The organism is Micromonospora parastrephiae, from assembly GCF_016802865.1.
GTDB classification, from domain to species: Bacteria; Actinomycetota; Actinomycetes; order Mycobacteriales; family Micromonosporaceae; genus Micromonospora; species Micromonospora parastrephiae.
The window spans coordinates 1-23,189 of the sequence record NZ_JAEVHM010000061.1; the positions used below are offsets into that span (position 1 = coordinate 1).

Annotated in this window: 20 protein-coding genes, 3 pseudogenes and 1 riboswitch; of the genes and pseudogenes, 10 read left to right on the top strand and 13 right to left on the bottom strand. The window is 71.7% G+C overall.

Annotation, left to right across the window (positions count from 1 at the left end; genetic code table 11):
* Window positions 1-1,363: pseudogene (dnaG, locus tag JNW91_RS14715) on the bottom strand (DNA primase); the annotation flags it as partial.
* A 114-nt stretch (window positions 1,364-1,477) separates the two neighbouring features.
* On the opposite strand from dnaG, the gene JNW91_RS14720 reads away from it, so the two are divergent.
* A complete protein-coding gene (locus tag JNW91_RS14720) occupies window positions 1,478-2,680 on the top strand; it encodes a low temperature requirement protein A (RefSeq protein WP_203175645.1) in 1,203 nt (400 codons plus the stop codon).
* Window positions 2,681-2,693: 13 nt separating this feature from the next.
* Here the strand turns inward: JNW91_RS14720 and JNW91_RS14725 are convergent, their stop codons facing one another.
* The 4 genes and pseudogenes from JNW91_RS14725 to ppdK form a co-directional block, all read right to left on the bottom strand.
* Entirely contained in the window at window positions 2,694-3,524 is an 831-nt protein-coding gene (locus tag JNW91_RS14725) for a siderophore-interacting protein (RefSeq protein WP_203175648.1), read from the bottom strand.
* A gap of 15 nt (window positions 3,525-3,539) precedes the next feature.
* Window positions 3,540-4,802, bottom strand: coding sequence for a deoxyguanosinetriphosphate triphosphohydrolase (locus JNW91_RS14730; protein WP_203175649.1), 1,263 nt, complete (start codon window positions 4,800-4,802; stop codon window positions 3,540-3,542).
* Between the two features lie 49 nt (window positions 4,803-4,851).
* The gene (locus tag JNW91_RS14735) at window positions 4,852-5,205 is read right to left on the bottom strand and encodes a VOC family protein (protein WP_203175650.1); all 354 of its coding nucleotides are present in this window, start codon (window positions 5,203-5,205) and stop codon (window positions 4,852-4,854) included.
* A 187-nt stretch (window positions 5,206-5,392) separates the two neighbouring features.
* A pseudogene (ppdK, locus tag JNW91_RS14740) lies at window positions 5,393-8,100 on the bottom strand (pyruvate, phosphate dikinase).
* A 234-nt stretch (window positions 8,101-8,334) separates the two neighbouring features.
* Here ppdK and JNW91_RS14745 point away from each other — a divergent pair.
* Window positions 8,335-10,044 carry a beta-N-acetylhexosaminidase gene (locus tag JNW91_RS14745; protein ID WP_203175689.1) on the top strand — a complete coding sequence of 570 codons (1,710 nt, stop codon included), beginning with the start codon at window positions 8,335-8,337 and terminating at the stop codon, window positions 10,042-10,044.
* 379 nt (window positions 10,045-10,423) lie between these two features.
* Here JNW91_RS14745 and dusB read toward each other — a convergent pair whose 3' ends face one another.
* From dusB to JNW91_RS14765, 4 genes are all read right to left on the bottom strand, one after another.
* Window positions 10,424-11,596 (bottom strand): tRNA dihydrouridine synthase DusB, encoded by a 1,173-nt coding sequence (gene dusB / locus JNW91_RS14750; RefSeq protein WP_203175651.1) that lies wholly within the window; start codon window positions 11,594-11,596, stop codon window positions 10,424-10,426.
* A gap of 64 nt (window positions 11,597-11,660) precedes the next feature.
* The gene (locus JNW91_RS14755) at window positions 11,661-13,040 is read right to left on the bottom strand and encodes a glycine--tRNA ligase (RefSeq protein ID WP_203175653.1); all 1,380 of its coding nucleotides are present in this window, start codon (window positions 13,038-13,040) and stop codon (window positions 11,661-11,663) included.
* Window positions 13,041-13,154: 114 nt separating this feature from the next.
* Window positions 13,155-13,634, bottom strand: coding sequence for a hypothetical protein (locus JNW91_RS14760; protein WP_203175655.1), 480 nt, complete (start codon window positions 13,632-13,634; stop codon window positions 13,155-13,157).
* Between the two features lie 24 nt (window positions 13,635-13,658).
* Window positions 13,659-14,000: an antibiotic biosynthesis monooxygenase family protein gene (locus tag JNW91_RS14765; protein ID WP_179780495.1), complete on the bottom strand. Its 342-nt coding sequence runs from the start codon at window positions 13,998-14,000 to the stop codon at window positions 13,659-13,661.
* A 29-nt stretch (window positions 14,001-14,029) separates the two neighbouring features.
* Here JNW91_RS14765 and JNW91_RS14770 point away from each other — a divergent pair, with 29 nt between their 5' ends.
* From JNW91_RS14770 to JNW91_RS14805, 8 genes are all read left to right on the top strand, one after another.
* Entirely contained in the window at window positions 14,030-14,287 is a 258-nt protein-coding gene (locus JNW91_RS14770; RefSeq protein ID WP_203175657.1) for a hypothetical protein, read from the top strand.
* 54 nt (window positions 14,288-14,341) lie between these two features.
* A complete protein-coding gene (locus JNW91_RS14775) occupies window positions 14,342-15,292 on the top strand; it encodes a metal ABC transporter substrate-binding protein (protein ID WP_203175658.1) in 951 nt (316 codons plus the stop codon).
* A complete protein-coding gene (locus JNW91_RS14780) occupies window positions 15,289-16,050 on the top strand; it encodes a metal ABC transporter ATP-binding protein (protein ID WP_203175659.1) in 762 nt (253 codons plus the stop codon). Before JNW91_RS14775 ends, JNW91_RS14780 begins: the two co-directional genes overlap by 4 nt.
* 2 nt (window positions 16,051-16,052) lie before the next feature.
* Window positions 16,053-16,925, top strand: coding sequence for a metal ABC transporter permease (locus JNW91_RS14785; RefSeq protein WP_203175691.1), 873 nt, complete (start codon window positions 16,053-16,055; stop codon window positions 16,923-16,925).
* A gap of 37 nt (window positions 16,926-16,962) precedes the next feature.
* The gene (locus JNW91_RS14790) at window positions 16,963-17,262 is read left to right on the top strand and encodes an ArsR/SmtB family transcription factor (protein ID WP_088988100.1); all 300 of its coding nucleotides are present in this window, start codon (window positions 16,963-16,965) and stop codon (window positions 17,260-17,262) included.
* Window positions 17,259-17,657 carry a Fur family transcriptional regulator gene (locus JNW91_RS14795; protein WP_203175660.1) on the top strand — a complete coding sequence of 133 codons (399 nt, stop codon included), beginning with the start codon at window positions 17,259-17,261 and terminating at the stop codon, window positions 17,655-17,657. The genes JNW91_RS14790 and JNW91_RS14795 overlap by 4 nt, the downstream gene beginning before the upstream one ends.
* 78 nt (window positions 17,658-17,735) lie before the next feature.
* Window positions 17,736-18,344, top strand: a complete 609-nt coding sequence (locus JNW91_RS14800; protein WP_203175665.1) for a hypothetical protein — start codon at window positions 17,736-17,738, stop codon at window positions 18,342-18,344.
* Between the two features lie 9 nt (window positions 18,345-18,353).
* A complete protein-coding gene (locus JNW91_RS14805) occupies window positions 18,354-18,521 on the top strand; it encodes a hypothetical protein (RefSeq protein ID WP_203175667.1) in 168 nt (55 codons plus the stop codon).
* A gap of 13 nt (window positions 18,522-18,534) precedes the next feature.
* On the opposite strand, the pseudogene JNW91_RS14810 reads toward JNW91_RS14805, so the two are convergent.
* The 4 genes and pseudogenes from JNW91_RS14810 to JNW91_RS14825 form a co-directional block, all read right to left on the bottom strand.
* A pseudogene (locus JNW91_RS14810) lies at window positions 18,535-20,540 on the bottom strand (acyl-CoA dehydrogenase family protein).
* Window positions 20,541-20,645: 105 nt separating this feature from the next.
* On the bottom strand, window positions 20,646-21,149 hold the full coding sequence (locus JNW91_RS14815) for a DUF6328 family protein (protein ID WP_203175669.1): 504 nt from the start codon (window positions 21,147-21,149) through the stop codon (window positions 20,646-20,648).
* Between the two features lie 137 nt (window positions 21,150-21,286).
* Window positions 21,287-22,036 (bottom strand): sugar isomerase domain-containing protein, encoded by a 750-nt coding sequence (locus JNW91_RS14820; protein ID WP_203175671.1) that lies wholly within the window; start codon window positions 22,034-22,036, stop codon window positions 21,287-21,289.
* A 102-nt stretch (window positions 22,037-22,138) separates the two neighbouring features.
* A complete protein-coding gene (locus JNW91_RS14825; RefSeq protein WP_203175673.1) occupies window positions 22,139-22,969 on the bottom strand; it encodes an alpha/beta fold hydrolase in 831 nt (276 codons plus the stop codon).
* Window positions 22,970-23,076: 107 nt separating this feature from the next.
* Window positions 23,077-23,181: riboswitch (TPP riboswitch) on the top strand.
* Window positions 23,182-23,189: the final 8 nt, after the last annotated feature.

The following is a 23,189-nucleotide window of genomic DNA, read 5'->3' on the forward strand; positions in this document are numbered from 1 at the left end:
GGCGGGGCGTGGCGGCGGCGAGCACCGCCGCTGCACCGGCTCGATCTCCATGCCGAGGTCCATGGCGAGCTTGCGGACGTACTCCGGGCGCTTCTCCCGGTCCTTGAGTTGCGCGACCAGCGGCGCGGCCCGGCGCATCGCCTCGACCCGACCGTCGACGGTGTCCAGGTCGAAGCGGCTGAGCTCGTGTCGCAGCGCGAAGTCGACCAGCGGCTCGCGCCGGGCGACCAGGTCGCGCACCGCCAGGTCACCCTTGGCGAGCCGCAGCTCGCACGGGTCCATGTTGTCCGGGCTGACCGCGATGAACGTCCGGCCCACGAAGCGCTGGTCGTCGGAGAAGGCGCGCAGCGCGGCCTTCTGCCCGGCGGCGTCCCCGTCGAAGGTGAAGATGATCTCGCCCGCCACCGAGTCGGTGTCCAGCAGGAGCCGGCGCAGCACCCCGATGTGGTCCGCGCCGAACGCGGTGCCGCACGTCGCCACCGCCGTGGTCACCCCGGCCAGGTGGCAGGCCATCACGTCGGTGTAGCCCTCGACGATCACCGCTCGGCCCTGCTTGGCGATCTCCCGTTTGGCCTGGTCGATGCCGTAGAGCACGTGCGACTTCTTGTAGATCGGCGTCTCGGGGGTGTTCAGGTACTTCGGGCCGTCGTCGTCGTCGAAGAGCTTGCGCGCCCCGAAGCCGATCACGTCCCCGGCGAGATCCCGGATCGGCCAGAGCAGCCGGCGACGGAACCGGTCGATCAGCGTGCCGGAGCGGGACTCCCGGGACAGCCCGGCCGTCACCAGCTCCTGGTACGTGAAGCCCTGCTGACGCAGGTGCTTGGTGAGCGGGTCCCAGCCCTCCGGCGCGAAGCCGCAGCCGTAGCGCTCGGCGGCGGCCCGGTCGAAGCCCCGTTGGGCCAGGAACTCCCGGGCCGGGCGGGCGCCTGCGGTGCTCAGCTGCGCCCGGTAGAACTCCACCGCGGCGGCGTGCGCGGCGACCAGACGCTGACGCTGGCCCTGCTGCGGGCGCGGACGCGGGGTGCCCCGGTCGTCCTCGACGTAGCGCAGCTGGATGCCGGCGCGGCCGGCCAGCCGTTCGACGGACTCGACGAAGCTGAGGTGTTCGGCGTCCATCAGGAACTTGATCGCGTCGCCGCCGGCGCCGCAGCCGAAGCAGTACCAGACGTTGCGAGCCGGGGAGACGTTGAACGACGGGCTCTTCTCGTCGTGGAACGGGCACAGGCCCTTGAGGTTGCCGCCACCGGCGGACTTCAGGGTGACCGTCTCGGAGATCACATCCCCGATCGAGGTGCGTTCCCGGACCAGTGCGATGTCCTCGTCCCGGATCCGCCCAGCCATGCGCCACCCCCTCGCCGTACATCCTGCCCTGCCGGACCGACGACGTGCCCGCCGGGGGACGCCGGGTGTGGCGGCGGCCGCTGCCCGCTCACCGGTTTTCCCCCGCGGGCCAGCTCCGCGCGGGGACCATGACCAGATGCGCAGGGTACGGGCCGACGGTGTCCACTGGCCCGGATGGCTGCTCGGCCGGCTGGGCCTACCCGGGCAGGGCCCGCAGGCCGACGAGGCCGGCCACCGACACGCCACCTGGCTGGAGCTCTTCCTCGACCTCATCTTCGTGTACGCGCTGGCGGCCGTCGTCAACCGGCTGGGGAAGGATCCGACCCCGTCGCCGACCTCCGTGCTGGCCGTGATCGGGCTCTTCGTGGTGATCCAGTGGGCCTGGGTGGGGCAGGTCTACTACGACAACCGGTTCGACCCGGACGACGCATTACACCGGATGCTGGTGCTCGTCGCGCTGGTCGGCGCCGGCGCTATGACGCTCGGTGTGGACGAGATGCCGGAGAGCGTCCTGCTGCCGGTCGGGTACCTGATCGTTCGGGGCGTGCTGCTCCTGCTGTACCTGCGGGCCCGGCCGACCAGCCCGATGGCCCGCGCGGTGACCACGGTGTACCTGACCGGTTTCGGGTCGGGCTGGCTGATCTGGCTGGCCTCGCTGGCCGCGCCCGTCCGGGCACGCCCCGTGCTGTGGGTCGTCGGGATGGCCGTCGAGCTGGCCACTCCCTGGGTGGGGCGGCATCGACTGGACCGGTGGCCGGTGGACAGTCGGCACCTGCCGGAACGGATCGGCCAGTTCACCATCATCGTGCTGGGCAGCGCGCTGGCCAGCCTGCTCTTCGCGGTGCCGGACCATCCCAGCCCGCACATGATCGTCACGGCGGGACTGGCCTTCCTGGTGCCGGCCGCCGTCTGGTGGGTCTACACCACGTTCGTCACCACCCGCCTGTTACGGAACCGGCTGCGCGAGGCGCTGGCGTACAGCTACCTGCACGTCCCGCTCGACGGGGCCTTGCTACTGCTCGGCTGGGCGCTCGGGCAGGTGGTCAGGCTGGCCGACGACAACGCGACCCGGCTGCCACTGGAACTGCGGTTACTGCTGGCCGCCTCGGTGGTGGGCTGGATGCTCTGCGGGCTGGCGCTGTACTGGCAGTGGAGCCGGCCGAGCGGCACCCGGCTGGCGATCACCATCTACGGGGCTGTCTCGGTCACCGTGATCGCCGCGACGGTGCGCGCGCCGAGGTTGCTGCTGCTCCTGCTCGCACCGGCCATCGTCGGCTACGCCGTCCTGCTCACCCGGCGACTCAGCGCGGACAGCCAGGAACCGGACAGCGAGCCCTGACCGTGCGTCGCGCTCAGGCGGCGGTGGCCTCCTCGGCCGCCACCTGCCGGTTCCAGTCGGCCTTGGTGGAACGCCAGCCCTCGTCGTCCATCCCGCGCCGCCAGTAGCCGGAGATGGAGAGCCGGTCGGCGGACACGCCCCGCTCGGTGCGCAGCAGTCGGCGCAGCTCACGGACGAACGTCGCCTCGCCGTGCACGAAGGCGTGCACCTGACCGGGTGGGAAATCCAACTCCCGCACCGCCGCCACCAGGGCGGCACCCACCGGACTGGTGCCACGGTGCAGCCAGGTGAGTTGGACCGCGCCGGGGCTGAGCAGCTTCTGCTCCTCCGCCGGGTCGGCGATCTCCACGAACACGTGGGCCGGGGCGCCCAGCGGCAGCCGCTCCAGGGCGGCGGCGATCGCGGGCAGGGCGCTCTCGTCGCCGACCAGCAGGTGCCAGTCCGCGTCCGGGCTCGGCGCGTACGCCCCGCCGGGGCCGACGAAGTGCACCGGGTCGCCGGGGCGCAACGCGGCGGCCCACGGGCCGGCGAGCCCCTCGTCGCCGTGGTGCACCACGTCCACGGTCAACTCCTCGACCAGGGGATCCCAACGCCGCACCGTGTACGCGCGCAGCCGGGGCCACTGCTCCCGGGGCAGGTCCCGACGGATCGCCGCGAGGTCCAGCGGCTGCGGATACTCGACGCCGGGCTGCGGGAAGACCAGCTTGATGTAGTGGTCGGTGAACTCTCCCACCGGCAGGTCGGCCAGTTCGTCCCCACCCAGGACGAGCCGGATCAGGTGTGGGGTGGGCCGCTCGGTGCGCAGCACCCGGACCGAGGTGACGTTCCTGGGGCGTTCCGTCATGCCACTTAGGCTAACCTAATCTCCGCCGTGCCCCGGTGGCGGTGCGCCGTCGCCGACCAGGCGGGTGTGCCAGGTCACCGCCGCCGGGTCGGTGAGCGAGGCGACCTGGTCGATCAGCACCCGCAGTCGGGCGGCGTCGTCCGGCGCGGCCCGCCACAGCGGGGCGAAGATCGGGTCGAGCCCGTCCGGAGCCCGCCGGACCAGCGCGGCCACCAACTCGGCCAACATCGTGCGCTGCCGCTCGTAGCGACCCCGGAAGCCGGAACGGCGCATCACGTAGCGCAGCGCGATGCCCTTGAGCAGGGCGCAGTGCGCCCGAACCAGACGCGGCACCACCAGATCGGCGGCATAGCGGCGGTGCGGGCCGGGGCCGAAGCGCTCCTCGGTGGCGGCCACCGCCGCGGACACGAACCGGCCGGTCAACCCGCTGGTGGTGGCCTTCAACGCGACCTGGGCCCGATGGCTGCCGTCGTACCCGGCGAGCGGAGCGAGCAGCGGATCGGCCAACAACGCGACCAGCACCTCGGCCAGGTCGGCGGCGGACTCCCCCGAGTACGTGGCGGCCACGTCCGCGCAGAGCGCGGCCCGCTCGTCGGCGTCGTCGAGCAACGGCCGCAGCGTGACATAACCGCCGTGGACGCCGTCCTCCACGTCGTGCACCGAGTACGCGACATCGTCGGCCCAATCCATCACCTGGGCTTCCAGGCAGCGCCGGTCTCCGGGCGCACCGGCCCGGATCCAGTCGAAGACCGCCGTGTCGTCGCCGTACACCCCGAACTTGCGCTGCCCGGGACGGCGCGGCCACGGATACTTGCCGATCGCGTCCAGCGACGCCCGGGTCAGGTTCAGTCCGGCGGACGTACCGTCCGGGGCGAGCACCTTCGCCTCCAGGCGGGTCAGCACCCGCAGCGTCTGCGCGTTGCCCTCGAAACCGCCGCAGGGCGTGGCGAGCAGGTCCAACGCGGCCTCGCCGTTGTGCCCGAACGGCGGATGCCCGAGGTCGTGGGCCAGCCCGGCGACGTCCACCACGTCCGGGTCGCAACCCAGCCGGGCGCCCATCTCCCGGGCGATCTGGGCCACCTCCAGCGAGTGGGTCAACCGGGTACGCAGGAAGTCGTCCGTGCCGGCGGTGTGCACCTGGGTCTTCGTGGCCAACCGGCGGAACGCCGCCGAGTGCAGCACCCGGGCCCGGTCGCGCTCGTACGGCGACCGGCGGTGGCCGGTGTCCTTGGGTGCCTCCTCGACCAGCCGGGCGTCGGCCGGAGCGGGCTCACTCACTCTTCACGCAGCCGCCGCTGTTCGCGACTGCGGGGCTCGCAAACCCGGCTCACTCCTCGCGCTCACGGAGAACGCAGAACTCGTTGCCCTCCGGGTCGGCCAGCACCGTCCACTCGACGTCACCCTGACCGATGTCGACGTGCCGGGCGCCCATGTCGACCAGCCGCTCGACCTCGGCCTCCTGGTCGGTGGGGCGCAGGTCGAGGTGCAGCCGGTTCTTGCGCTCCTTGCCGTCGGCCACCGGGCCGAAGAACAGGGCGGGGCGCCGGTCCGCGGACTCGCGGATCTCCACGCCGCCCGGCTTCTCGGTGATGATCTGATAACCGAGCGCCTCGGCCCACCAGCGGGCCAGTCGGGCCGGATCACGGGCATCGACGGTCAGGCTCTCCCAGACGCTGGTCATGCAGTCACCCTTCCCCCTCGACGGCATACGCAATCCGCCCGCGTGCGAGCGAGCGAGCCAAGGTTACGCCCGCCACAGCCGCTCGACCCGCCCACGACATCGACGGCAGGTCCACAACCGCCGATTGGCCGATCTCAGCGTGGGTGCCGGCGGCGGCCGGGTGGCCCGGTCCGCCGCCGGCCCCGCGTCAGCGGCTGTCCGACCCGCCGGTCTCCACGGCCGCCCGGCCGGCCTCCAGGCGCGCCACCGGCACCCGGAACGGCGAGCAGGACACGTAGTCCAGGCCGACCTCGTGGAAGAAGTGCACCGAGTCGGGGTCCCCGCCGTGTTCGCCGCAGACGCCGAGCTTCAGCCCGGGCCGGGCGGCCCGACCCTCCTCGGCGGCGATCCGCACCAGCCGGCCGACGCCGTCGCGGTCGATCGACTCGAACGGTGAGATGCCGAAGATGCCCAGCTCCAGGTACCGCCAGAAGAACGCGCCCTCGACGTCGTCGCGGGAGAATCCCCAGCCCATCTGCGTCAGGTCGTTGGTGCCGAAGGAGAAGAACTGCGCCGCCTCGGCGATCTGGCCGGCGGTGAGCGCCGCCCGGGGTACCTCGATCATGGTGCCGATCAGCACCTCGACCGCGCTGTCCCCGACCACCTCGGCGATGATCTTCTCGGCCTCGGCGCGAACCGTCTCCAGCTCCTGCACGGCGCCGACCAACGGCACCATGATCTCCGGTTTGGCCACCCCACCGCCCCGGGCGCAGGCCACGGCCGCCTCGGCGATGGCACGGACCTGCATCGCGAACAGGCCGGGGATGACCAGGCCGAGACGTACGCCCCGCAACCCGAGCATCGGGTTCTCCTCGTGCATCCGCCGGACGGCGGCGAGCAGTGCCTCCTCCTTGGCCACGTCCTCGCCACGCTCCTGAGCGACCGCCACGTTGACCGCGAGCTGCTCCAACGGCGGCAGGAACTCGTGCAGCGGCGGGTCGATCAGCCGGACGGTGACCGGCAGGCCGTCCATCTCGCGGAAGATCTCCTCGAAGTCGGCCCGCTGCAACGGCAGCAGGGCGGCCAGTGCCGCCTCCCGCTCGCCCTCGGCCCGGGCCAGGATCAGCCGCTCGACCAACTCCCGCCGGTCGCCGAGGAACATGTGCTCGGTGCGGCACAGCCCGATGCCCTCGGCGCCGAAGCGCCGGGCCCGGGCGGCGTCCGCGCCGGTGTCGGCGTTCGTGCGGACCGCGAGCCGCCGCTTGCCGTCGGCGTGCGTCATGATCCGGTGTACGGCCCGGACCAGCGCGTTGTCGATGTGCTCGGGGTCGAGGCTGCCCTCGAAGTACTGCACGACCTCCGACGGCATGACCGGCACCTCACCGAGGTAGACCTTGCCGGTGGTGCCGTCGATGGAGACGACGTCGCCCTCGGTGACGGTCTGCCCGGCCACGGTGAACCGCTTCGCCGGCACGTTCACGTCGATCTCGTCGGCCCCGGACACGCAGGTCTTGCCCATCCCCCGGGCCACCACGGCGGCGTGGCTGGTCTTACCGCCACGCGAGGTCAGGATGCCCTTCGAGGCGATCATGCCGTTCAGGTCGTCCGGGTTGGTCTCCCGACGGACCAGGATCACCGCCTCACCCTCGGCGGCCAGCTCGACGCCCGGGCCGAGGTGAAGACCACCTTGCCGGACGCCGCGCCGGGCGAGGCGCCGATGCCCGTGGCGACCGCCTCGAACTGGTGGTCGAGTTGGAAGCGGGGGAACATCAGCTGCGCCAGTTGCGCGCCGTTGACCCGGTGCAGCGCCTCGTCCAGATCGATCAGGCCCTCGTCGACGAGTTGACCGGCGATGACGAACGCGGCGGCGGCCGTTCGTTTGCCGACCCGGGTCTGCAACATCCACAGCTTGCCGCGCTCGATGGTGAACTCGATGTCGCAGAGGTCCTTGTAGTGCTCCTCCAGCCGGGCCATGATGCCGAGCAGCTCGTCGTAGGAGGACTTGTCGAGCCGCTCCAGCTCCTGCAACGGGACGGTGTTGCGGATGCCGGCGACCACGTCCTCACCCTGCGCGTTGGCCAGGTAATCGCCGTAGATGCCCTGCGCCCCGCTGCCCGGATCGCGGGTGAACGCGACGCCGGTACCGGAATCCGGACCGAGGTTGCCGAAGACCATGGTCACCACGTTGACCGCGGTACCGAGATCGGCCGGGATCCGCTCCTGGCGGCGGTAGAGCACCGCGCGCTCCGCGTTCCACGACTCGAAGACGGCGCGGATGGCCAGGTCGAGCTGTTCGCGCGGCTGCTGCGGGAACTCCCGGCCGGTGTGCTTGAGGAAGATCTTCTTGTACGCGTCGACCAGCCCGCGCAGATCGTCGGCGTCCAGATCCAGGTCGTTGGAGGTGCCCTTGGCGCTCTTGGCCTCGTCGAGGGCGTGCTCGAACTCCTCGCCCGGCACCTCGCAGACGGTCTTGCCGAACATTTGGATGAGCCGCCGGTAGGAGTCCCAGGCGAACCGGTCGTTCCCTCCGGCTTGTGCGGACAGCCCGACCACGCTCTGGTCGTTGAGGCCGACGTTGAGGACGGTCTCCATCATGCCGGGCATGGAGAACTTCGCGCCGGAGCGGACGGACACCAGCAGGGGGTCCTGCGGGTCGCCGAGGCGCTTGCCCATGGCACGCTCCAGCGATTCCAGGTGCTTCTCGATCTGACCGGCGAGCCCGTCCGGCTCCTGGCCGGTCGCGAGGTACGCCTGGCAGGCCTCGGTGGTGATGGTGAAGCCGGGGGGCACCGGCAGGCCGAGGTTGGTCATCTCGGCGAGGTTGGCGCCCTTTCCGCCGAGCAGGTCCTTGAGGTCCTTGTTGCCCTCGGAGAAGTCGTAGACGTACTTGTGATCGACGGTCTCTTGCGCTGCCACCAGAGCCTCCCACGCGCGCCGGATTGACACTTAACGAAGGTTCAGGGCGAAGGTTAAGCGAACATCGAGTGGCCTGGGACCGTTCGGTGACAATAGGCACAGCCATCACGACTATCCGCGTTCGTACCGGTTTTTGGGAACGCTTCCATGCGCAGGATCACGCATCCCGACCGAGCGCCGTACGCTTGACGGCACGCCAGCCGGTGAACCTCACTTTTGCCATAACCGACGCGAATACACCCCGGAGTCGCTGCCGTGTCGACCACCCCCTCCCCCGGTCTCACCCCCGGCGCGGCCGGACCCGCCGACCCGGTGTCGCTGCCGTCGCACGAGGCGGACGCGGCCACGCTGGCCCGCGCCGCCGAACGGTCCGCGGGCGATCTGCTCGCCCCGCCGACCCCGATCCGGCTCTCCGACGTCGTACCCGCTCCACGGCAGGTCGACCCCGCTCCGGCCGATGACTGGCTGCTGCCGCCCGACGCGGTCATCGTGGCCAGCGCCGACCCCGCCGTGCTGACGGTCGCCGCGCACCTCGCCGAGCTGCTGCGGCCCGCCACCGGGTACCCGCTGCCGGTCACCGACACCACCCGACCGGCACCGGGCGGGGGCATCACGCTCACACTGGCCGACGACGACAGCCTGGGCGCCGAGGGATACCGGCTCACCGTGACCCGGGCCGGGGTCACCATCACCGGGGCCACCGCCACCGGCCTCTTCTACGGCGCGCAGACCCTGCGCCAACTGCTGCCCCCGTCGATCGAGAGCCCGACCCCGGTCACCGCACGGTGGACGTTGCCCGGCGGCACCATCACCGACTCCCCCCGATTCCCGTTGCGGGGCGCGATGCTCGACGTGGCACGGCACTTCTTCGCCGTCGAGGACGTCCTGCGAGTCATCGACCACCTGGCCCGATACAAGCTCAATCACCTGCACCTGCACCTCACCGACGACCAGGGCTGGCGCATCGCGGTCGACTCCTGGCCGAGGCTGACCACCGTCGGCGCCACCACCGCGGTCGGCGGAGGGCCCGGCGGCTCCTACACGAAGGCGGACTACCTGCGGATCGTCGCCTATGCCGCCGACCGCCACGTCACCGTCGTCCCGGAGATCGACCTGCCCGGGCACACCAACGCGGCGCTTGTCGCGTACCCGGAACTGGCACCCGACAAGGTCGCACCCCCGCCGTACACCGGCACCGAGGTCGGCTTCAGCTACGTCGACCCGTCCGACGAGCGCACGTACGACTTCATCGCCGACGTGCTCGGTGAGGTGGCCGCGCTCAGCCCTGGGCCGTGGCTGCACATCGGTGGCGACGAGGCGTTCAAGGTCAAGGGCGAGGTGTACACCGGTTTCGTCGAGCGGGTGCAGCGCATCGTGGCCGGGCTCGGCAAGACCGTGGTCGGCTGGCACCAGCTCGCCCCGGCCGGGCACGTCGACGGGCGGGTCCTGCAGTGGTGGGGGACGAACGGGGGCGAGGACCCGGCGACGGCCGACGCGGTGCGCAGGGGTGCGCGGCTCATCGTCTCCCCCGGCAACCACGCCTACCTGGACATGAAGTACGCCCCGGACACCCCGATCGGGCACGACTGGGCGGGGCTCATCGACGTGCGCACGGCGTACGACTGGGATCCCGGCACGCACGTCGCCGGTGTGCCCACCACGGCCGTACTCGGCGTGGAGGCCCCGCTCTGGACCGAATCGGTCACCTCGCTCGCCGAGATCGAGTTCATGCTGCTGCCCCGGCTGCCCGCCGTCGCCGAGTTGGGCTGGTCACCTCGAACGACGCACGACTGGGACGGCTTCCGCGAGCGGCTGGCCGGGCACGGCCCGCGCTGGTCCACCGCCGGCGTCACCTTCCACCGCGCACCCGAGATCCCCTGGCCGGCGACACCGGCCGTCCCCGGGCAGCGCCCCGCAGCGCGTGAGGGCGTCAACCAGACTTAGGCCCCTGATCGACTCGGTTTCGCCGACATCGGGGTATCCGCCGCCACCGGACACCGCGATATCACCGAACCCGAGTGGATCAGCCCGCCTCGTCCCGCGTGCCGGCTTCACCAGGCGCGCCGATTACACCGCCTCCTACTGGATCTCCGTCGAACACCTCGCCGACTGGATCGCCACCCGCGGCTACTCCACCAACTGACCCACACCACCAACACGACGAACACCGAAGGGCCGGACCCCACCAGGGGCCCGGCCCTTCGAGATGCGGTCAGTCGGTGGCGAGGACGGCCCGTCGGTGCGTTGAGGCCCGGCACGAGGCGCAGACCGAAGGGCCGACCGAGACGCGGACGCGAGCGCGGACCGGCAGCTGTCCCGGGCGTCAGCCGCCGGAGTCGTCCAACTCGGCGCCCTCGGGGACGGTGTCGTCGTCCCGGCTGGCCAGCCAGCCGTCGGGTAGGAAAACCTTGCCCGGCGAGTTGGTACGCCCGCGGGGCTGGCCCAGGGCGGTCACGGGGAACGGCTCCGCCGGATCGAGCTTGCCGAGCAGGTCGTCGAGCTGGGCCAGGCTTTCGATCATCGCCAGCGAGCGGCGCAGTTCACCGCCGACAGGGAAGCCCTTGAGGTACCAGGCGACGTGCTTGCGGAAGTCGGTGCAGCCGTCCCGCTCGCCCCGGGCCGGGTTGCGCGCGCCCGCCACGAACTGGTCGACCAGCAGTTCGGCGTGCCGGCGCATGGTCACCGCCACCTCGCCGAGGGTGGGCAGTCGCCGCTCCGGCCGACCGTTGAACGCGGCCTCCAGGTCGGCGAAGAGCCACGGCCGCCCCAGGCAGCCACGGCCGATCACCACGCCGTCGACCCCGGTGTGCGCGACCATCCGCAGCGCGTCGTCGGCCTCCCAGATGTCACCGTTGCCGAGCACGGGCACGTCGAGGGCCTGCTTCAACGTGGCGATCGCGTCCCAGTCGGCGGTGCCCGAGTAACGCTGCCCGGCCGTTCGCCCGTGCAGGGCCACCGCGGCGACGCCGGCTTCCTGGGCGGCGAGCCCGGCTTCGACGTACGTCAGATGGTCGTCGTCGATGCCCTTGCGCATCTTCACCGTGACCGGCACCCCGGCCGGCGACGCGGCAGCGACCGCGGCCTTCACCAGCCGGGCGAAGAGCCGGCGCCGCCAGGGCAGCGCGGCGCCGCCGCCGCGCCGGGTGACCTTGGGTACGGGGCAGCCGAAGTTGAGGTCGATGTGGTCGGCCAGGTTGCGCTCCACGACGATGCGCACGGCCGCAGCGGTGATCTCCGGGTCGGTGCCGTAGAGCTGGAGGCTGCGCGGGTGCTCGTCGTCGCCGAACGCGATCATGCGCAGCGTCTTCGGGTTCCGCTCGACCAGCGCCCGGGTGGTGATCATCTCGCAGACGTAGATGCCGCCGCCCTGCTCCCGGCAGAGCCGGCGGAAGCCGACGTTGGTGATCCCCGCCATCGGCGCGAGGACCACCGGCGGCCACACCTGGTGCGGCCCAAGGGTCAGCGGGCGCAGCGCGGGCAGGGTCGAGGCAGTCACCGGACAAGTGTACGGGGCCCCGACCGGCGCTTTCCGCGTCGGCCGAGGCCCCGTGCCCACCGTCTCAGCAGCCGGGGAGGCGCTCGATCAGGTAACGCTCGACCTGGTCCAGGGAGACCCGCTCCTGGGCCATGGTGTCCCGGTTGCGTACCGTCACGGCGTTGTCGTCCAGCGTGTCGAAGTCGACCGTCACGCAGAACGGGGTGCCGATCTCGTCCTGCCGGCGGTAGCGGCGGCCGATCGCCTGCGAGTCGTCGAACTCCACCACCCAGCGCTTACGCAGCAGCGCGGCGAGGTCCTTCGCCTTCGGCGACAGCGCCTCGTTACGCGACAGCGGCAGCACCGCCACCTTGACCGGGGCCAGCCGCGGGTCGAACCGCATCACGGTGCGCTTGTCCACGCCGCCCTTGGTGTTCGGCGCCTCGTCCTCGTCGTACGCCTCCAGCAGGAAGGCGAGCACCGCGCGGGTCAGACCGGCGGCCGGCTCGATGACGTACGGCATCCAGCGCTCGCTCTTGGTCTGGTCGAAGTAGGACAGGTCGACCCCGGAGTGCTTGCTGTGCGTGGAGAGGTCGAAGTCGGTGCGGTTGGCGACACCCTCCAGCTCGGCGAACTCGCTGCCGCCGAACTGGAAGCGGTACTCGATGTCGACCGTGCGCTTCGAGTAGTGGGAGAGCTTCTCCTTGGGGTGCTCGTAGAGGCGCAGGTTGTCCGCCGACAGACCGAGGTCGAGGTACCAGTTCCAGCGCTCCTGGAGCCAGTACTCGTGCCACTGCTCGTCGGTGCCCGGCTCGACGAAGAACTCCATCTCCATCTGCTCGAACTCCCGGGTCCGGAAGATGAAGTTGCCCGGGGTGATCTCGTTGCGGAACGACTTGCCGGTCTGCGCGATGCCGAACGGCGGCTTCTTGCGGGCGACCGTCTCGACGTTCTTGTAGTTGACGAAGATGCCCTGCGCGGTCTCCGGGCGCAGGTAGTGCAGCCCCTCGTCGCTCTCCACCGGGCCGAGGTAGGTCTTCATCAGGCCGTTGAACATCTTCGGCTCGGTGAAAGTGCCCTTGTTGCCGCAGTTGGGGCAGTTCAGCTCGGCGAGGGAGGTCAGCGGCTTGCCGTGCTTCTCGGCGTACGCCTCCTCCAGGTGGTCCGCCCGGAAGCGCTTGTGGCAGAACTGGCACTCGGTGAGCGGGTCGACGAACTCGGCGATGTGGCCGGACGCCTCCCACACCTTGCGGGCCAGGATCACGGCGGAGTCGAGGCCGACCACGTCGTCGCGCTGCTGCACCATGGTCTTCCACCACTGCCGGCGGACGTTCTCCTTGAGTTCCACGCCGAGCGGACCGTAGTCCCACGCCGATCGGGTGCCTCCGTAGATCTCGCTGGAGGGGAAGACGAAGCCTCGGCGCTTGGCGAGACTGACGACGGCGTCGATACGGTCGACTGGCATGTTTCCTCCTACGCCGGCTGGCGGTCGGCGGGGGCGAGATGTGGATGGAACGGTCGGTTCGGGCCAACGGTACGACCACCGTCGCCCCGAGCCCAGCAGAATACCGGGAGCCGGTCAGCTCACCCCGCAGACCTCCATGCCGCCGGTCTGACCGTCCTGGCCCAGGCTGACCTGCTGCTGCTCCCGGTCGCCGCCGTCGAGCGTCACGTCGACCGGCACGATCAGGTTGATGGTGTCGACCTCACCGACCCGGAAGGCGGCGACCTGGGGCTCGGCGGCGGCCCGTCGTTCGAACTCGGCGCGGGACTCGCGCCGCTGCGCGTCGTCGCAGAGCTGGTCGTACGCCCGCCCGTAGTTGCGCTCCACCAGCGCCTGGTAGTAGTCGCCGGTCACGGTGCGGCCCTGCTCGCGGACGGCCTGCACGCCGGTGACGGCCAGGCCGACGACGGCCGCGCCGCCACCGCCGCAGCAGAGGAGTACGGCGAGCGCGCCGACGCCGAGGCCGATCCAAAGCCGCGTCCGGCGACCCTCGGTGGGTGGCGCGGCGAACGGCGGAGCCACACCGGGACCGGGCGGCGGGGCGGGTGCGGTCATAGGAGCAGCGTAGTGTCCGCCGGCTCAGCGGTAAGGACCCGCAGCCCGATCACTCTCGGCGACCACCACGGCCCCGCCGGGCGCGGCGGTGGCCAGCGCCTCGTACGCGGACGGTTCGTCGACCGACTCGGCGAGCAGCGGCACGGCGCTGACCTTGACCTCGAAGGCGCCCAGTGCCCGCCGGTAGGTGCCGACCGACTCCCACTCGGTGACCAGGGACCAGTGCCGCGGGTCGTCGAGCGCCCGGACCAGTTGGCCACGTAGGTAGCCGGGGCAGGCGGCCAGCGCGGTGAGGGCGGCGTGCGCCCGTTCGGTGAAGTCGTCGGCGACGTCGACGTCGACCACGAACCGGTTGGTCACCAGCACCGGGGGTTCCTCCTCGTAGAGTCTGTGGGATGCAGCGTACGCAGCGCCCCCTGCTGGCGCGTCTGGCCGGGGCGAACCCGACGTCGGTGTTCCTGCTCACCCTGGTGGTGGTGCTGGTGGCGTTCTTCACGCCCGGTGTGATCGGCGGGCTGCTGACGCTCGCGCTCGCGGCGGCCCTGATCGCCCTGTTGGTGACGACCTGGCCGGTTCAGGCACCGCAGACCCGGCTGATCCGGCTGCTGATGCTGACCCTTCTGGTGACGGTGGGCCTGGCAAAGCTGCTCTGACATGCAATCATGCGTTTTTGACAATCATTATCGTTCCCACGGACAGTTGATGACATGACCAACCGCACCACGTCTCGCGTCCTGGCCGCCGCCACCGCCCTTCTCGCCCTGGGTGCCGGTGCCGGCTGCTCCACCGGCGGTGCCGCCAGCGCCGACCCCCAACGGGTCGACGTGGTGGCCGCGTTCTACCCCCTGCAGTTCCTCGCCGAGCGGATCGGCGGGGACGCGGTCCGGGTGACCAACCTCGCCAAGCCCGGTGCCGAGCCGCACGACCTGGAACTCACCCCGAGCCAGGTCGGCCAGGTCACCGAGGCGGAGCTGATCGTCTACCTGAAGGGCTTCCAGCCGGCGGTGGACGACGCCGTCGCGCAGAACGGCGGCGACCGGACGTTCGACGTGACGAGCGTGCAACCGCTGCTGGACGCGACCGCGGCCGGGCACGACCACGAGGGTGCGGGCGAGCACGCCGAGGAGGAGAACACCGGCGGCAAGGACCCGCACGTCTGGCTCGACCCGACCCGGCTGGCCACCATCGGTGACCAGTTCGCCCAGCGGCTCGGCAGGGCCGACCCGGACCACGCCGCCGACTACACCGCCCGCGCCTCGGCGCTGCGCGCCGACCTGACGGCCCTGGACGGCGAGTTCAACCAGGGCCTGGCGACGTGCCAGCGGCGGGAGATCGTGACCAGCCACGCCGCGTTCGGTTACCTCGCCGACCGGTACCGCCTTGAGCAGGTCGGCATCACCGGGCTGAGCCCGGACGTCGAGCCCTCCCCGCAGCGGCTCGCGCAGGTCATCGAGGAGGCGAAGGAGCACAAGAGCACCACGATCTTCTTCGAGACGCTGGTCAGCCCGAAGGTCGCCGAGACCATCGCCGGTCAGGTGGGCGCGAAGACCGCGGTGCTGGACCCGATCGAAGGACTCGCCGCCGGCAGCAACGGGGACTACCTTTCGGTGATGCGTACGAACCTGCAGGCACTGCGGACGGCCCTGAGCTGCTCGTGACCACTCCTGTCATCACCGTGCAGCACGGGACGGTCGGCTACGACGGCCGTCCCGTGCTCCGCGACATCTCGTTCACCGTCTCCGCCGGCGAGGTGGTGGCACTGCTCGGCGCCAACGGGTCGGGCAAGTCCACGCTGATCCGCGCCGTGCTGGGGCTGGTGCCGCTCAACGCCGGCTCGATCACCCTCTTCGACCGCCCGTTGCGTCGCTTCCGGCAGTGGGAACGGATCGGGTACGTGCCGCAGCGCCTGGGCGCGGGCGGCGGCGTCCCGGCCACCGTTCGCGAGGTCGTGGCCTCGGGCCGGCTGGCCCGTCGAGGGGTGCTCCGCCCGCCGGGCAGAGCCGACCGGGCCGCCGTCGACGCCGCGCTGCGCGCGGTCGGGCTCGCCGACCGGGCCACCGATCCGGTCGCCACCCTCTCCGGAGGTCAGCAGCAGCGCACGCTGATCGCCCGCGCGCTGGCCGGTCAGCCGGAACTGCTGGTCCTCGACGAACCCACCGCCGGCGTGGACGCGGCCAGCCAGGAGGCGTTCGCCGGCGCGCTGCGCGACTTCGTCGCCGGCGGCGGGACGGTGCTCCTGGTGGCCCACGAACTGGGTCCGCTGCGACCGGTGATCACCCGGTCCGTCGTCGTCCATCAGGGTGGCATCTGCCACGACGGCGCGGTGCCGGACCCGGCCGGCCATCACGCGGAGCCCGACCACGACCACGTGCACCCGCACGGTCCCGACGAGCCCGCCGGGCTGTGGAGCAACTGACCATGGAACTCTTCCAGTACCCGTACATGCAGCGGGCCCTGATCGCCGCGCTGGTGATCGGCCTGGCCGCGCCGGCGCTCGGTATCTACCTGGTGCAGCGCCGGCTCGCGTTGATCGGCGACGGAATCGGGCACGTGGCGTTGACCGGCGTCGGCGCCGGGCTCCTGCTCAACCGCTCGCCGGTGCTGGTGGCGGTGATCGTGGCCACCGTCGGCGCGATCGCCATCGAGCTGGTCCGCTCCCGCGGGCGTACCTCGGGCGACCTGGCGCTGGCGCTGCTCTTCTACGGCGGCATCGCCGGTGGTGTGCTGCTCGTCGGCCTCTCCGACGCGACCAGCGCCAACCTCAACGCCTACCTGTTCGGGTCGCTGACCACCATCTTCCCGGCCGATCTGATCACCATCGGGGTGCTCGGCACCGCGATCGTGGTCGCCATGATCGCGTTGCGCCCGGCGCTCTTCGCGATCAGCCACGACGAGGAGTACGCGCGGGTCTCCGGCCTGCCGGTGCGTACGCTCAACCTGCTGATCGCGGTCACCACCGCGGTGACCGTCACCATCGCGATGCGCGCCGTCGGGGTGCTGTTGATCAGTGCGCTGATGGTGGTGCCGGTGGCTACCGCTCAGCAGGTCACCCGGGGTTTCCGCAGCACGATGACCGCCGCGATGGCGCTCGGGTTCTTCGCCGCCGGCTCGGGTGTCTGGGTGGCGGCCACCGCGGACACCGCTCCGGGCGCCTCGGTGGTGCTGCTGGCGATCGCCTCCTTCCTCGTGGTGGCCGTCGCCGGTGGGGTCTGGCGGACGCTGCGCCGCCGGGCGACCCCGGCCGCCGCGCCGACACCCGAGCCGCACGAGGTCGTGCTGGGCTCATCCTGATCAGTCGGATGTCGGCGCTATTGGTTACCGTTGCGGGATGACCAGCGCCACGGGGTACGACGGGTTCGACGGGGCCAGCGAGCTGCTCCGCGCCCTGTCGGCGCCCATCCGGCTGGCCATCGTCAGCGAGCTGGCCGACGGTGAGCGGTGTGTGCACGAGCTCGTGGAAAAGCTGGGCGCCGCGCAACCGCTGGTCTCCCAGCACCTGCGCGTGCTGCGCGGCGCGGGCGTCGTCCGGGGCTCCCGCAGAGGTCGGGAAATCGCGTACAGCCTGGTCGACGAGCACGTCGCGCACATCGTGGCGGACGCGGTCAGCCACGCCGGGGAGGGATCATGAGCGAGAGTGGCGCCGCGGTGCGCAACACCCGACAGCGCTCGGCGGTGAGCGCGTTGCTGGGCGAGATGGAGGGCTTCCACAGCGCCCAGGACCTGCACGCGATGCTGCGCCAGCGCGGTGAGCGGGTCGGCCTGACCACGGTCTACCGCACCCTGCAGGCTCTGGCGGACGCGGGCGAGATCGACGTGATGCGCCCGCCGGGCGGTGAGCACCTCTACCGCCGGTGCAGCGAGGGGCACCACCACCACCTGGTCTGCCGGGCCTGTGGGCGCACCGTCGAGGTGGCCGGCCCGGCGGTGGAGAGCTGGGCCGACCGGGTCGCCGAGCAACACGGTTACGCCGACGTCAGCCACACCCTGGAAATCTTCGGCACCTGCCCGGACTGCGCCCGCTGACACCGCCGCCGCTCGGGCCACCCCGGCCGCTGGTCCGACGGGTGCCGGTTCCCGGCCGTTCGTGACACGCTGTCCGGCGTGAAAATTTACGCCGATCGGTTTCCGACCGCCGCCCGCCAGTTGTTCACCGACCTGCTCGTCGTCGCCTGGGTGTACGTCGCGATCCGCGGCGCGCTGTGGCTGCACGACCTGGTGCAGAAGCTCGCCGTACCGGGGCAGAAGTTGGAGGGCGCCGGCAGCGGGCTCGCCGACAACCTGGGCGACGCCGGCAGCAAGGTCGGCCGGGTGCCGCTGGTCGGCGACGAGTTGACCGCGCCCTTCCAGCGGGCCGCCGACGCCGCCCGTTCGCTCGCCGACGCCGGCCGCGACCAGCAGCACCTCGTCGACCAGCTCGCCCTCGCCCTCACGATCGCGGTGCTGATCTTCCCGCTCGGCCTGGTGCTGTTCGGGTGGCTGCCGCTGCGGCTGCGTTGGATGCGGCGGGCCGGGTCGGCCGCGAAGCTGGCCGCCGGACCGGCCGGTCGGGACCTGCTCGCCCTGCGCGCGCTGGCCACCCAACCGCTGGGCCGGCTCACCCGGATCGCGCCGGACGTCGCCGAGGCGTGGCGACGCGGCGACGACGACACCGTCGACGCCCTTGCCGCGCTGGAGCTGCGCCAACTCGGCCTGCGCGGCAGGGGCCGCTAAGGTCTTCGGGTGTTCTACTTCCTGGTCGTCATCGCCGTCCTGCTGCTCGGCTACGCCGCCGTCCTGGTCTCCTTCGTCCGTCGGGGCAGGAAGATCCCGCCCGTGGCGTACCTGGGTCTGGCGGTGCTCAACGGCCTGATCCTGGCGGCGGTGCTGGCCTGGGCGGTCGCCCGCTGACCGCGACACCTGGTCACGGTTTCGGCGGGATGCGGCGGCGGACGTCCTCGGCGGTGGACGGGCCGGGCGACCAGCGGGCCACCCAGGGCAGCTCGTCGGACGGGGTGATGACACCCTCCTCCAGGCCGGCGTAGCGGCCGGCGAGGATCCGCTTCGCGGCGGCGGTGTCGACCGGGTCGGTGTTGTCCCACAGAGCGCTGAACAGGGCGTCCACCCGTACCCGTGCCTGCCGGCAGAACAGGTCGGCCAGCTCGACGTTCTCCGGACGGCTGTCCCGCTCGGCGGACGCCCGGACGCAGACCGCGGACATCGCGAACAGCTCCGCGCCGATGTCCACCACCCGGCCGAGGAACGCCTGCTTGCGCTCCATCTTTCCCTGCCAGCGCGACATGGCGTAGAACGTCGACCGGGCCAGCTTGCGCGACGACCGTTCGACCTGGCGCAGGTGCGCGGCCAGGGGCCCGAACTCGGCGTACGCCGATGGGCTCTGGCCCCGGCCGACGGCCAGGGTGGGCAGCCACTTCGCGTAGAACGCGCCGGCGCGGGCGCCGGCCCGGGCCTTGCGGCCGAGCCCCGCGTCCGGGTCGATGATGTCGCCGGCCACCGACAGGTGGGCGTCGACGCCTCCCGGGCGATCAGCAGGTGCATGATCTCCGTCGAGCCCTCGAAGATCCGATTGATCCGCAGGTCGCGGAGCATCTGCTCGACGGCGGCCGGGCGTTCGCCGCGGGCGGCCAGCGAGTCGGCCGTCTCGTAGCCACGCCCGCCCCGGATCTGGATCAGGTCGTCGGCGATCTTCCAGGCCATCTCGCTGGCGTACAGCTTGACCAGCGCCGCTTCGATCCGGATGTCGTTGCGGTCGTCGTCGGCGAGCAGGCAGCACAGGTCGAGCATGGTCTCCATGCCGTACGTGGTGGCGGCGATGAAGGAGAGTTTCTGCGCGACGGCCTCGTGCTCGCCCACCGGCCGACCCCACTGGACCCGGTCGGCGGCCCACTCCCGGGCCACGTTCAACGCCCACTTGCCGGCACCCACGCACATCGCCGGCAGCGAGAGCCGACCGGTGTTCAACGTGGTCAGGGCGATCTTGAGTCCCTTGCCCTCGCCGCCGATGACGTTCTCGGCGGGCACGAACACGTCGTGGAACCGGGTGAGGCTGTTCTCCAGGCCGCGCAGGCCGACGAACTCGTTGCGCCGTTCCACGGTGATGCCGGCGCTGTCGCCGTCCACCACGAACGCGGTGATCCCGCCGCGCCGGCCCTCGGTGGCGGGCACCCGCGCCATCACCACCAGCAGGGTGGCGACGATGCCGTTGGTGGCCCAGAGCTTCACCCCGTTTAGCCGGTAACCGGTGCCGTCCTCGGTCGGCTCGGCGGTGGTGGCAAGCCGGGCCGGGTCGGAGCCGACGTCCGGCTCGGTGAGCAGGAACGCGGACACCTCGCCGGCGGCGAGCCGGGGCAGGAACCGCTGCTTCTGCTCGGCGGTGCCGAACATCTTCAGCGGCTGCGGCACCCCGATCGACTGGTGCGCGGAGAGCAGCGCGCCGATCGCCGGGCTGACCGATCCTGCCAGCATCAACGCCCGGCAGTAGTGCAGGTTGCTCAGCCCCAGCCCGCCGTACCTGCGATCGATCTTCATGCCGAACGCGCCGAGGTCGGCCAGCCCGTGGAACACGGCGTCCGGAATGGACGCGTCGCGCTCGATGGCCGCGCCGTCCACCTCGGAGGTGAGGAAGGCGCGGAACCGGCCAAGGAACTCCTCGGCGCGCGCCACCTCGTCCGGGTCGGAGCGTGGCCACGGGTCGATGAGGTCGAGTCGGAACCGGCCGAGGAACAGTTCCTTGCCGAAACTGGGCCGGTCCCAGGTGGACTCGCGGGCGGCCTCGGCGACCTGCCGGGCCTCCTTCTCGGAGACCTGGCCGGCTTCGGCGGGCAGTGGCGCGGCGGCCCCGGCGGTGCCGGGTGCGGCTTCGGAGTCGGGGCCGTCCGGTGCCGGTCGGCCGTTCTGCGTCGTGGTCACGGCTGCCCCCTCGAAGCTCGATGCGGCTGCGTCGACGTGTGCGACTGATGCCACGCTACCCCCGGTTGTTACCCAGGGGTAGCGATGCGTGCAGATCGAGCGCGATCAGCGACCGCTGAGAATGTCCGGGTCGTCGTCCTCGTCGTCGACGTCGTCCTCGCCCCAGTTGCGCCGGGCGAACGGCAGGATCACCCAGAACATGAGGAACCAGAGGCCGGCCAGCGTGCTGAGTACGAAGGCGATCGGCCGGTCCAACACGAAGTCGGTGATCAGCAGCACCGCGCTGACCATCGCGATCAGCATGAAGGCGAGGCCGCCGGTGGCCATCCGGTGGGCGAAGCGGACCAACTCCGGCTTGCGCCCCTGCCGGAACAGCGCCCGGTGGAACGCGACCGGCGAGATGATCATCGCGGTGGCGGCGGCCGCCGCGAGCAGCGCCACGATGTAGACGTCGCGCTGAAACTCGGTGGTCCGGGTGAACCCGTTACTGAAGGGCAGCGTGAGCAGGAATGCGAAGAGGATCTGCACGCCGGTCTGGGCGACCCGCAACTCCTGCAACAGGTCGGCGAAGTTGCGCTGCCAACGCTGCTTCTCGGTCTCCTTCGACACGCGCTACCTCCGGTGAGACGCTACTGCCGGCGGTCCCGGCCGCCGGCAGCAACGCCAATGCCCCACCCGGCCGAGCGCGAAACAGGTTCACGAAACCTCCCGGTCACCTGCTGGACACCCAGCCCTCCGGGCCGAACTCAGGAGCCGCGCCGGATCCGGCCCGCGTACCGGGCCTCCAGCGCCGCGTTGTGCGCGTCGCCGTCCGGGATGTTCGCCGACAGGTAGACCGGGGGCCGCTCCCCCGCCGCCAGCAGCCGGGCCACCACCTCCACGGTGACCTGCTGGGCCAGCAGCGCCGCCGTGATCGAGGACACCGCGCCGACCGCGCCGCCGTCGGGCAGGGGCAGCGTCGCGTCGCCGTACGGCGCACCGTTGTCGAGCACCACGTCGGCGAAGTCGGCCAGCTTGCGCCCGGACGGGTGCCGGGAGGTCATCCGGCCGGAGTGCAGCGCGGAGGTGATCGCCACCAGCCCGTGACCGCGTTCCTTCACCAGCGCGGCGAACTCCACCATCGCGCCGTTGACGCCCGAGTTCGAGGCCAGCACGAACACGTCGGCGGGCCGTACCGGGGCCAGCTCGTACAGCCGGTGCGCCACCGCCGGGTCCCGCTCCAGCAGGGGGCCGAGCCGCTCGGCCGGTTCACCGCCGAGCAGCACCAGGTCGCGCAGCGCGATCCGGTTGGTCGGCACCAGCCCACCCGCCCGCCCGGCGATCTCCATGGCGAGGGCCTCCGAGTGGCCGGTGCCGAACGCGTGCACCACCCCGTCGGCACGGACCGCGTCGGCGATCAGGTCGGCGGCCCGCCCCACCGCCTCCCGCTGACTGCCTGCCACCCGACCGATCGTCTCGGTCACCACGGCCAGGTAGTCCTCGGCACTTACCGTCATGCGTCCTCCGTCGTCCGGTTGCGGGCCAACTGCACGGCGATCGGACGATTGGGTGCCCGGCCGCCGGCGTCCATGATCACGATGCCTCTCCGATCGGCCGGCTCAGGCCGTCCCGCCGACCCGGGCCAGGATCGCCTCGGCGAGCGGGCCGGGAGCGGCGTCCGGGATCCAGTGCGTCACCCCGGTCAGCGGTACGAAACGGTAGTCGCCGGTGACGTGACCGGCGCACGCCTCGGCGGCGGTACGGCCGATCGCGACGTCCCGGTCGCTCCACACGTAGGTGGTGGGTACCCCGACCGGGCCGACGCCGGCCAGGTCGGATCCGGACATCGCCCGGTACCAGTTCAGTGCGGCGGTGAGCGCGCCCGGCTCGCGCATCGGGTCGGCGTAGCGGTCCACCCGGGACGCGTCACCCACACCGGCGAGCATCTTGCGCAGGCCCGTCGCGTTGAAGGTCAGCAGCGCCTTCTCCGCCTTGCCCGGCATCCGGAACAGCGCCATGTACGACGAGCGCGCCTTCTGCTGGGCGTCGCTGGCCAGGGTCTGCGCCATGGCCGCGGGATGTGGCACGGACACCGCCGTGAGCGTGCGAACCCGCTCCGGGTGCCCGGCGGCCACCGCCCAGGCCACGACCGCGCCCCAGTCGTGACCGACCAGGTGGACGGCGTCCAGGCCGAGCGCGTCGAGCACCGCCACGACGTCGGCGACCAGTTCGGGGATGCGGTACGCGGTCACCGCCTCCGGGCGGGCGCCCGGCGAGTAGCCGCGCTGGTCCAACGCGTACGTGCGCAGCCCGGCCGCGTGCAGCGTCGGGACGACGTCGTCCCACTCGCCGTTGTGCTGGGGGAAGCCGTGCAGCAGCAGGACGGGGTCGCCGTCCGGCGGCCCACCGGCGCGTACCTCGAACGTGAGACCTCGTGCGTCGATCCGCATGATCGTCAGCCTACCCAGCCGGCGTCCGGCGGGCAGGCCGCCGAGGTGGGGCGGACGCCCTGCTGGGCTGGTACGCCTGGTCGGTGCTAGCGTCAGCGAGACAACTTCACATCCGACAGGGGAGCGCACAGCGCTGAGAGTGCGGGCACGCCCGCAGACCCTCGAACCTGATCTGGGTAATGCCAGCGCAGGGAGTTCGGTCGACCTCCAGCCGCGCCGC

Coding starts and splice junctions, on each gene's coding strand:
- JNW91_RS14785 (WP_203175691.1), top strand. CDS start 16,053: ATGGAACTCTTCCAGTACCCGTACATGCAGCGGGCCCTGATCGCCGCG.
- JNW91_RS14770 (WP_203175657.1), top strand. CDS start 14,030: ATGCAGCGTACGCAGCGCCCCCTGCTGGCGCGTCTGGCCGGGGCGAAC.
- JNW91_RS14720 (WP_203175645.1), top strand. CDS start 1,478: ATGCGCAGGGTACGGGCCGACGGTGTCCACTGGCCCGGATGGCTGCTC.
- JNW91_RS14775 (WP_203175658.1), top strand. CDS start 14,342: ATGACCAACCGCACCACGTCTCGCGTCCTGGCCGCCGCCACCGCCCTT.
- JNW91_RS14795 (WP_203175660.1), top strand. CDS start 17,259: ATGAGCGAGAGTGGCGCCGCGGTGCGCAACACCCGACAGCGCTCGGCG.
- JNW91_RS14760 (WP_203175655.1), bottom strand. CDS start 13,634: ATGACCGCACCCGCCCCGCCGCCCGGTCCCGGTGTGGCTCCGCCGTTC.
- JNW91_RS14825 (WP_203175673.1), bottom strand. CDS start 22,969: ATGCGGATCGACGCACGAGGTCTCACGTTCGAGGTACGCGCCGGTGGG.
- JNW91_RS14755 (WP_203175653.1), bottom strand. CDS start 13,040: ATGCCAGTCGACCGTATCGACGCCGTCGTCAGTCTCGCCAAGCGCCGA.
- JNW91_RS14725 (WP_203175648.1), bottom strand. CDS start 3,524: ATGACGGAACGCCCCAGGAACGTCACCTCGGTCCGGGTGCTGCGCACC.
- JNW91_RS14820 (WP_203175671.1), bottom strand. CDS start 22,036: ATGACGGTAAGTGCCGAGGACTACCTGGCCGTGGTGACCGAGACGATC.
- JNW91_RS14790 (WP_088988100.1), top strand. CDS start 16,963: ATGACCAGCGCCACGGGGTACGACGGGTTCGACGGGGCCAGCGAGCTG.
- JNW91_RS14735 (WP_203175650.1), bottom strand. CDS start 5,205: ATGACCAGCGTCTGGGAGAGCCTGACCGTCGATGCCCGTGATCCGGCC.